This window comes from Myxococcus llanfairpwllgwyngyllgogerychwyrndrobwllllantysiliogogogochensis (assembly GCF_006636215.1).
GTDB lineage: Bacteria > Myxococcota > Myxococcia > Myxococcales > Myxococcaceae > Myxococcus > Myxococcus llanfairpwllgwyngyllgogerychwyrndrobwllllantysiliogogogochensis.
The window spans coordinates 21,259-29,641 of the sequence record NZ_VIFM01000135.1; the positions used below are offsets into that span (position 1 = coordinate 21,259).

Annotated in this window: 7 protein-coding genes; 6 read left to right on the top strand and 1 reads right to left on the bottom strand. The window is 70.7% G+C overall.

Annotation, left to right across the window (positions count from 1 at the left end; all coding sequences use genetic code 11):
• Window positions 1–3 precede the first annotated feature (3 nt).
• From FJV41_RS28585 to FJV41_RS28610, 6 genes are all read left to right on the top strand, one after another.
• Window positions 4–663, top strand: a complete 660-nt coding sequence (locus tag FJV41_RS28585) for a class I SAM-dependent methyltransferase (protein WP_141645739.1) — start codon at window positions 4–6, stop codon at window positions 661–663.
• A 16-nt stretch (window positions 664–679) separates the two neighbouring features.
• Window positions 680–3,115, top strand: coding sequence for a M20/M25/M40 family metallo-hydrolase (locus FJV41_RS28590; RefSeq protein ID WP_141645740.1), 2,436 nt, complete (start codon window positions 680–682; stop codon window positions 3,113–3,115).
• 74 nt (window positions 3,116–3,189) lie between these two features.
• Window positions 3,190–4,647, top strand: coding sequence for a DUF1585 domain-containing protein (locus tag FJV41_RS28595; RefSeq protein ID WP_181791005.1), 1,458 nt, complete (start codon window positions 3,190–3,192; stop codon window positions 4,645–4,647).
• Window positions 4,644–5,444 carry a hypothetical protein gene (locus FJV41_RS28600; RefSeq protein ID WP_141645742.1) on the top strand — a complete coding sequence of 267 codons (801 nt, stop codon included), beginning with the start codon at window positions 4,644–4,646 and terminating at the stop codon, window positions 5,442–5,444. Before FJV41_RS28595 ends, FJV41_RS28600 begins: the two co-directional genes overlap by 4 nt.
• A gap of 5 nt (window positions 5,445–5,449) precedes the next feature.
• Window positions 5,450–6,790: a DUF1501 domain-containing protein gene (locus FJV41_RS28605; protein ID WP_141645743.1), complete on the top strand. Its 1,341-nt coding sequence runs from the start codon at window positions 5,450–5,452 to the stop codon at window positions 6,788–6,790.
• 116 nt (window positions 6,791–6,906) lie between these two features.
• Complete coding sequence (locus FJV41_RS28610) at window positions 6,907–7,824, top strand: SDR family NAD(P)-dependent oxidoreductase (protein ID WP_141645744.1); 918 nt, start codon at window positions 6,907–6,909, stop codon at window positions 7,822–7,824.
• Between the two features lie 54 nt (window positions 7,825–7,878).
• On the opposite strand, the gene FJV41_RS28615 is transcribed toward FJV41_RS28610, so the two are convergent.
• On the bottom strand, window positions 7,879–8,383 hold a 505-nt coding region (locus FJV41_RS28615), incomplete at its 5' end, for an acyl-CoA dehydrogenase family protein (RefSeq protein WP_281291494.1).

Genomic DNA, 8,383 nt, shown 5'->3' on the forward strand with positions numbered 1-8,383 from the left:
AGAATGATCCACCACGTCGAACTGACCCAGCCTGTCCTCCAGTACGTCCGTGACAACTCCCTGCGCGACAACCCCATCCTGCGCGACCTGCGCGAGGAGACGTCTCGCCTGCCGCTGCGCACGATGCAGGTCCCGCCCGAGCAGGGGCAGTTGCTCCACCTGCTGACGCGACTGCTGGGCGCGCGCAAGACGCTGGAGGTGGGCGTCTTCACCGGCTACAGCACCCTGTGCACCGCGCTCGCGCTCCCCGCGGACGGCCGGGTCGTCGCGTGCGACCTGAGCGAGGAGTGGATCTCCGTGGCTCGACGCTACTGGAAGCTCGCGGGCGTGGAGGAGCGCATCGACGTGCGTCTCGGGGATGCCCACCACACCCTGGAGGCGCTGGTGTCCAGCCCCGAGCGGGGGACGTTCGACCTGGCGTTCATCGACGCGGACAAGGAGAGCTACGAGCACTACTACGAATTCGCGCTCCGGCTGCTGCGCCCGGGCGGACTGGTGGTGCTCGACAACACGCTCTGGTCCGGCAAGGTCGCCGACCCCGCCGTCTCGGACCCGGAGACGGACTCGCTGCGGCGCATCAACGCGAAGCTCCTGCACGACGAGCGTGTGGACCTGAGCATGCTTCCCTTCGCGGATGGGCTGACCCTCGCGAGGAAGCGCTGAGCCCACGGCCCGTCCCATGACCCCGCCTTCCCGCCCCATCGCGAAACGCTCCCCGGAGCCCTCCGTCATCCCCGGCGGGCCTGGCGTCGTGCTCGCGTTGGTCCTGCTGGTCGGCGGCAGTTGGGCGGCCCTGGCGCCCTACCAACCGCCCGCGCCTGTTCCCGCCTCCGCGTCGGCCGAGGACTTCTCCGCGGAGCGGGCGTTCGCCCACGTCCAGCGCATCGCTCGCGAACCTCATCCAGTGGGCTCGGCGGAGCATGCGCGTGTGCGCGAGTACCTGCTCGCGGAGCTGGCGGGGCTGGGCCTTTCGCCCGAAGTCCAGCGGGCCCCGAGCGTGGCGGAGTTTCCCACCCCCTTCGGGGTGACCTACCGGTCCGCGGCCGTCGTCCAGAACGTGCTCGCCCGCGTGCCAGGACGCTCCAGCGAGCGGGCCCTCCTGCTGATGGCGCACTACGACTCCGTGCCGGCGGGCCCGGGCGCCAACGACAACACCGCCGCGGTGGCGACCCTCCTGGAGACGGCGCGCGCGCTGACCGCGTCCCCCCAGAAGCCCGGCCACGATGTCTTCTTCCTGTTCACCGACGCGGAGGAGGTCGGGTTGCTCGGCGCGCAGGCCTTCTTCGCCCAGCATCCCCGGCGCCACGCCGTGGCCACGGTGCTCAACTTCGAGGCCCGTGGCAGTCATGGCCCGGTCCTGATGTTCGAGACGGGGCCGGACAGCGGCTGGCTCGTCGACGCGCTCGGTTCGACGGTGCCCACGGCGCTCGCGAGCTCGCTGTTCGACACGGCCTACCGGTACCTGCCGAACATGACCGAGTTCACCCTGTCCAAGGCCGCCGGCATCCCCGGCCTCAACTTCGCGTACATCGACGGCCTCACGGCCTACCACGGAGCGCTGGACCGTCCGGAGAACGTGGACGCGCGCACCTTGCAGCATCAGGGGGAGTACGCGCTGCGACTCACCCGGCGGCTGACGGACGGCACACTGTCGCCCCAGGGGACCTCCAGCCTGGTCTTCTTCAACGTCGCGGGGCTGGGACTCATCAGGTACCCGGAAGGGTGGAGTCCCTTCTTCGCCCTGGGCGCGACGCTCTTCTGGGCGGCCCTCGTCGCGCGAGGACTCCGGGAGAAGACGCTGTCGGCGAGGCAGCTCGCGCGCGGACTGGGCACCTTCCTCCTCGTCTGCGGGGGTGTCCTCGCCATCGCGCTCGCCATCAGCCTCCTGGCTGGCGCGACCCATCCCGAGTCCCGCCGCGCCGGCGACACCTACGGCAGCGGCCTGTACCTGGGGGGACTGCTCGCGGTGACGACCGCCGTGGCCGCGCTGTTCGTCGTGAGGACGGGCCCCCGCGTCGGAGTGCGGGCCCTCACCCTGGCGGCCTGCGGGCCCTGGGCGCTGCTCGCGGTGCTGACCGCGTTCCTCGCGCCCGGCCTCGGCTTCCTGTTCACCTGGCCCCTGGCGAGCACGGCGCTCGGGCTGGCGCTGCTCCCCTCCGCTCCTGGCTCCGCGAGCTGGCGATGGCCGTCGGCGTTGACGTTGTGCGCCATCCCACCGCTGCTCATCGTGGCGCCCCTCCTCGTCCTCACCTTCGTGGGGCTCACGCCTCGGCTCGCCGTCGTGACGGCGCTGCTCGCCGTCCTCCTCTGCGGACTGCTCGTCCCACTCCTCCATGCGCTGACGGCGCTCCGGACCTGGCCGCTGCCGGTGGCCACCCTCGCCACGGGCCTTGGATTGGTGGTCCTGGCGAGCCTTCCACGGGCGCCCACCCCCGAGCGCCCCCGGGCGAACAACGTCGTCTATGCGTGGGACGCGGACAGCGGGCAGGCCCTCTGGTTCAGCAGCGACGAGCAGTTGGACGACTGGACGCGGCAGTTCTTCCTCCAGGACGCGACGCGAGAAGGGCAGCTCCCCGCCTTCATGCCGCGCTGGGGCCAGGACTTCCGGTTCGCGCCCGCTCCGGTGCTCGACGCGCCAGCGCCCCTCGTGGAGGTGACCGAGGACACCGTCACGGCGGACCGGAGGAGGCTGCGCCTGCGAATCACCTCCCCCCGGGGAGCGCGCAGCGCGTTGGTGTCACTCCATGGCGCGCCCGTGCTCGCCTATGCCGTGGATGGCGCTCCTGGCCCTACCAGTCCACCCCTCGCGGGCGACGCGGCGTGGACCCTGTGGCTCGAAACCCTGCTCCCCGAGGGCAATCTCCTGGAGGCCACCTTCCCGGCGTCCCAACCCCTCACCATTCGCGTCATGGACCGCACCGACGGCCTGCCTTCGCTGTCAGGCTTCACGCCAACGCGAAGACCCCCGTACATGATTCCCGCACCCTCCCTGGACGTGGAGAACTGGGGCAATGCCACCTACGTCAGCCACGCCCTCCATATTTCCGCCCACCCGGTCGGTTCCACGGCACGGCAATCATTGCCGACCGCCGCGCAGCCCCCAGGGAATGATTGACATTAACGCCTGGATTTACAGGAAAGACCCGAGTAGGTTTTCGAGCAATGCCTCTCACCACGCGTTCGAACAGGATGACGTTGGGAGCAGCCTTCCTGACGCTGACGCTGACGCTCTCGCCAGCGCAGGCGTCGGACGACGCCGCGTCCACGCCCGTGGTGGAGCTGGTGCAGGTGCTCTCCCTTCGCCTTCGGCTGAAGCGGCTGGAGCCACAGGAGCGGCGCGACCTGGAGGAGCGACTCGCGCGCGGAGAGACTCCGTCCCGCATCTACGAGGAGGTCCTGGACCGCTGGTTGACGCGGGACTTCTACCGGAAGCTGTCGAGCGCGTTGGCGTTCACTCCCGCGGCGACGAACTTCTTCGTCGGGACGCTGTCACGCTTCCGTGAAGACGGGCAGTGGGTCTACTACCTGCCCCACACCGTGGGCGCCTCGCGTCCGGAGGGGACCGCGCCTTGTGTGCCCGCCGAACGCAAGTCAGCGCCAGCCTGGTGGGGGCGCGGACAACGCATCTCCATCTGTCAGGACAGCTACCGCCCGGAGAACGCCTTCGACGCGGTCGGCTACTGCGGTGGACAACCCGAGCCCACCATCCCCACGCCCCCCAGGCCGGGCTGCGGTTGCGGTCCCCTGCTGTTGGGTTGCCTCCCTCCGGACGAGGAGGCGCCGCGCATGGACCAGCGCTTCGTGGAGGCGATGATGAGCGAGGTGACCGAGACCGGCGCTGAGCTCATGTCGAAGGGGCGCCCCTTCGACGAGTTGATGACGACCTCCTCCACCTGGCAGTCCGGCCTGACGCGCTTCCTGTACCTGCGGCGGGAGATGCTGGCGAAGGTGTCCCAGAAGCCCTTCTCCCCCACGCGGGAGCAGGAGCTGGTGCGGATGCTGGCCACGGTGGACCTGGAGGCCCCGGGCCAGTTCGTCGAGCGCAAGGGCGAATACCAGGGCAGTGGCCTGTTCCTGAACACGCCCGTCATGGCCGCGTTCGTGGGGACGTCCCGCGCGACGATGCAGTTGATGTTGTCGCAGTTCCTCTGCGTGGACTTCCCGGCGAACACCGTGGACAGCGAGACGCTCCTCACCGTCACCGGCGGGCAGCACGAGGGCGTGCGCTTCGAGGTGTATGAGTCCCCCATGCGCAACCAGGGCGCGTGCAGCGGATGCCACGCGCCCATGGACTCGGGCTCGGGCTTCCTGGTGGGCTTGCGTCCGCCCATCTTCGGCTCCATCCCCACCGGCAGACAGGTGGAGGGGGCGCTGTACGTCCACGGCGCCGAGGACTTCCGGGGCAAGGGCAAGGGCACCGCCGCGCTGGCCCGGCTCCTCACCCAGCAGCCGGAGTTCCCCCGCTGCGCCACCTCCCGCATGTTCACCTTCCTCGTGGGGCGACCGCCCCGGAAGACGGCCGAGGAGCGGCGGCTGCTGGAGGAGCTGACCCGGACCTTCGAGCAGAACGGACGGCGGGTCGATGTCCTCATCCGCGCCATCCTGTGGAGCAAGCCGCAGACGGAACCGATGGTGCTCGCGCAATGACCTCCCTCGGTCTGCTGTTCCTCGTCCTGGCGGCGGAGCCCGCGCGTGACACCGCCGAGGTGCCTCCCAACGTGGCGGTCCTCCTCCAACGCCACTGCTCCGGCTGCCACGACGAGGACAGCTCGCTCGACCTGCGTCAGGTGCCCGGCCCGAGCGACCTGGAGACGTGGCGGGACATCCACAAGGCCGTCGAGACCGGCCGCATGCCTCCCTCCGCGAAGGACGCGGAGGGGCTGTGGAAGGGCCCTGGGACTTCACCCGTCCCACTGGGCCCCGGATACCGACAGGAGCTCGCCAGCTCCATCGCCGCGCTGCTGGAGGCCCAACAGCACCCCGCCCCGCCGCGCACGGCCATGCAATTGTCCCTGGACGACTGGCTGCTCATCGTCCGCGAGGTGGCGCATCCGTACATGAGCGCGGGCGCGCTCGAGGCCCTCGTCGCCCCGCGTCTGGAGCTGGAGCCCGCCGCCCGCCATCCGCTCATCGCCATGGACGTCTGCACCCGGGTCATCGACACGGACCTGGGGCGCCCCGCCGGAAAGCGGACCTTGGTGGACGTCGCGGAGGGACCTGCCTCGGAGAAGGCGACGGAGGCCATCACTCAGCGCCTGTTCCGGCTCGTGTACCAGCAGGAGCCCACCGCCGCGGACACGAAGGACGGACAGGCACGCTTCCGCCGCTTCCAGCGCATCGCGCCGGCGACACGCGACGCGGCGGCGGCGCTGTGCACCAGCTATCTGGCCGGCATCCGGGTGCTGCGGCTGGAGCTCGCCCCCGCCCCCACGACAGCGAGATGACGACCATGGCCCGTTCCTCACGACGCGAAGTCCTCCAGGCCCTGGCTGGCGTCAGCGGACTGGCCCTGCTCCCGGCCTGTGGCCTCCACCGCGCGGGCGCGCCCGACGTGAAGTCGACCTCCACGCCACCGGTCGCACTCCCGCCGCCGTCCACCGCGCGGCCCCACTACTTCGTCCGCATCACCCTCGACGGTGGCTTCGACAGCGTGATGACCGTGGACGCGAAGGACCCCGCCACGGCCGGTGAGGTCGACACCGGATACCGGGCGGCCGAGCGCCTCCAGGGCACGCGCCGCCTGTTCGGGCCACTCATCGGTGGTCTGCTGCGCCACGACGACGCGCTGTGCCTGGTCCACGGCGTCCGCTACGACACCGTCGCGCACGAGACGGGCGAGGCCATCCTGCGCGCGGGCCACCAGCGACATGGCGCCAGCACCCCGCCCTTCGGCGACGTGCTCGGCGGCCTGTTGCCGGGCAGCGCCCCCATCCCGCACCTCCACATCCAGACCGGCTTCCCGCGGCCACCGCGCCCCCTGGACGCGCTGCCGCTGCCCGGCAACCCGGAGGGCCGCGCCATTCCCCTCGCGGGAGGATTGAGCATCGACCCCGCGACGGTGGAGCTGCTCACCGGTGAGCCTCGGCGGGGCCTGTTCGACACGCCCTCCTGGTTCGAGGAGATGCAGACCCTGCGGCACGAGGAGGCCCGCCAGTGGCTCGGCGGGAGACCGGAGGAGCTCGCCGCGCACGAGCAGACGCTCCAACAGGGCCAGCACCTCCAGCGCCTGCTATCCACCGCGGACCGCCACACGGCGCTTCGTGGAAGTCCGCTGGGGCCCGGCCTCCAGCTCGCCTTCCATGCCGTGCGTGGCAATCACGCCCGCTTCGTCACCGTGCGCTCGCCGCGCGTCTGGTTGGACACGCACACCGACAACGTGGCGCTCCAGTCAGCGCGCACGCGCCCCATCTTCGACAACATCGCCGGCTTCCTGGACCTGCTCCAGCGCGAGCGCAACGCGTTCGGCACGCTCCTGGAGCAGACCACCATCGTGATCGCCTCCGAGCTGGGCCGCTTCCCCAAGCTGAACATGGTGCGGGGCAAGGACCACTGGCCCGAGAACAGTTGGATTCTCCTGGGGCGTGGCATCCGCGCGGGCGCGACGGTCGGCCAGACGGACGCGAGGTTCCGCGGCGTCTCCATCGACTATCGCAGCGGCAGCACCACCGAGGGGCAACGGCGCCCGCTCGAAATCGACGCGCTCTTCGCCACCCTGCTGCACCTGGCCGGAGGAGATCCGCTCCGCCACGACTACGGGCGGGACATGCTGCTGCACGGCATCCTCGCCTGACGAAGACGACGAACCCCGACAGCTCGCTCGCCCTCCCCGGTGGGTCTCGTCTTGCCTGACGTTCGCTGAACAGAGCCCGAAGTCCACCCGCTGCCCCAACCTATCCGGAGACGTTCATGCAAGGAGCCAAGCAGCCCATCGCGAAACACCTGAAGACCCTGACCGGCCGTGTCGCCGTGGTGACCGGCGCCAGCCGCGGCGCGGGTCGCGCCATCGCCCTGGTGCTCGCCGAAGCCGGCGCCACTGTCTACGTCACGGGTCGAAGCGCCTCTGCCGGACAGACCACCGAGGGGCTCCCCGGCACGGTGGAGAACGCCGCCGAGGAGGTGACGCAGCGAGGGGGGAAGGGAATCGCCGCGCGGGTGGACCACACGAACGAGCAGGACGTGGCCGCGTTCTTCGAGCGCGTCAAGCGCGAGTCCGGGCGGCTGGACCTGCTCGTCAACAACGTCTGGGGAGGTTACGAGCAGTATGACGGCCCCGACTTCGACCTGCCGTTCTGGGAGCAGCCCACGGAGAAGCGCTGGCAGGGCATGTATGTCGCCGGCCTGCGCGCGCACTTCCTGTCGAGCCGGTTCGCGGCGCCGCTGCTCATCGGGCGCAAGGCCGACGCGCCTCCGGGCCTCATCGTCAACACGGTGGGCTGGGCCTACGGCGAGTACCTGCGCAACCTGTACTACGACGTCGCCAAGTCCGCGATCATCCGCATGAGCTTTGGCATGGGGCTGGAGTTGAAGAAGCATCACGTCGCGGCGGTGGCCCTGGCACCGGGCTTCATGCGCACCGAGCGAGTGATGGCCGAGCACGCCAAGGGTCCCTTCGACCTGAGCGGCACCGAGTCGCCCGAGTACGGAGGCAGGGCCGTGGCCGCGCTGGCCGGGGATCCGCGCATCATGGAGCGCAGCGGGAAGCTGTTCACCTCCGGCGACCTGGCGCGCGAGTACGGCTTCACGGACGTGGATGGCAAGCAGCCCGAGGGCTTCCGCATCCCGCCCTACGGGGAGGACGAGGTCCCCCAGAGCACGGGGACCTGAGCACTTGCTCCGTGGGCCCGCCCCGCCATGACGGGACGGGCCCGCCTCCGAGCCTCAGGACTCCAACGCGAAGTCGAACCCCAGCAAGGTGCTGCCCGCCTGCGCGAACCATCCATCCGTGGCGGAGGCGTGCTGGGTAAGCACATGGATGTCGCGGAAGCGCCGCTGGAGCGTGGAGCCATCCCGGACGGGGCTGGTGCCGCTGGCGCGATAGCAGGCGCTCACCACCTCGGCGGCGGTGTCCACGAGCCACGCGGTGGTGCTTAGAATCTCCGGCGCGAAGCCGGAGGCGGAGTCCGGCGCCTCGACGCAGGTGGTCCAGAAGCGCCCCGAGAGTTCCTGGAGCAGGGCGCGCGCCGCGCGCAGGTCGGATTGGGCTCGCCCCAGCCGGTGCTGGAACTGGGGTGACTCGCGCAGGGTGTGGCGCGCATACAGGCGCTTCTTTCCCGCCTTCGCCAGGGCGACCACGTCGTCGAGCGCAGCCTGCGCGATTCCGACCGCCACCGCGCCGATATGCAGGCTGATCTGGAGCGGAGGGGCCACGAAGTGGGGGCTGGGG

Coding starts and splice junctions, on each gene's coding strand:
- FJV41_RS28585 (WP_141645739.1), top strand. CDS start 4: ATGATCCACCACGTCGAACTGACCCAGCCTGTCCTCCAGTACGTCCGT.
- FJV41_RS28605 (WP_141645743.1), top strand. CDS start 5,450: ATGGCCCGTTCCTCACGACGCGAAGTCCTCCAGGCCCTGGCTGGCGTC.
- FJV41_RS28600 (WP_141645742.1), top strand. CDS start 4,644: ATGACCTCCCTCGGTCTGCTGTTCCTCGTCCTGGCGGCGGAGCCCGCG.
- FJV41_RS28595 (WP_181791005.1), top strand. CDS start 3,190: ATGACGTTGGGAGCAGCCTTCCTGACGCTGACGCTGACGCTCTCGCCA.
- FJV41_RS28610 (WP_141645744.1), top strand. CDS start 6,907: ATGCAAGGAGCCAAGCAGCCCATCGCGAAACACCTGAAGACCCTGACC.
- FJV41_RS28590 (WP_141645740.1), top strand. CDS start 680: ATGACCCCGCCTTCCCGCCCCATCGCGAAACGCTCCCCGGAGCCCTCC.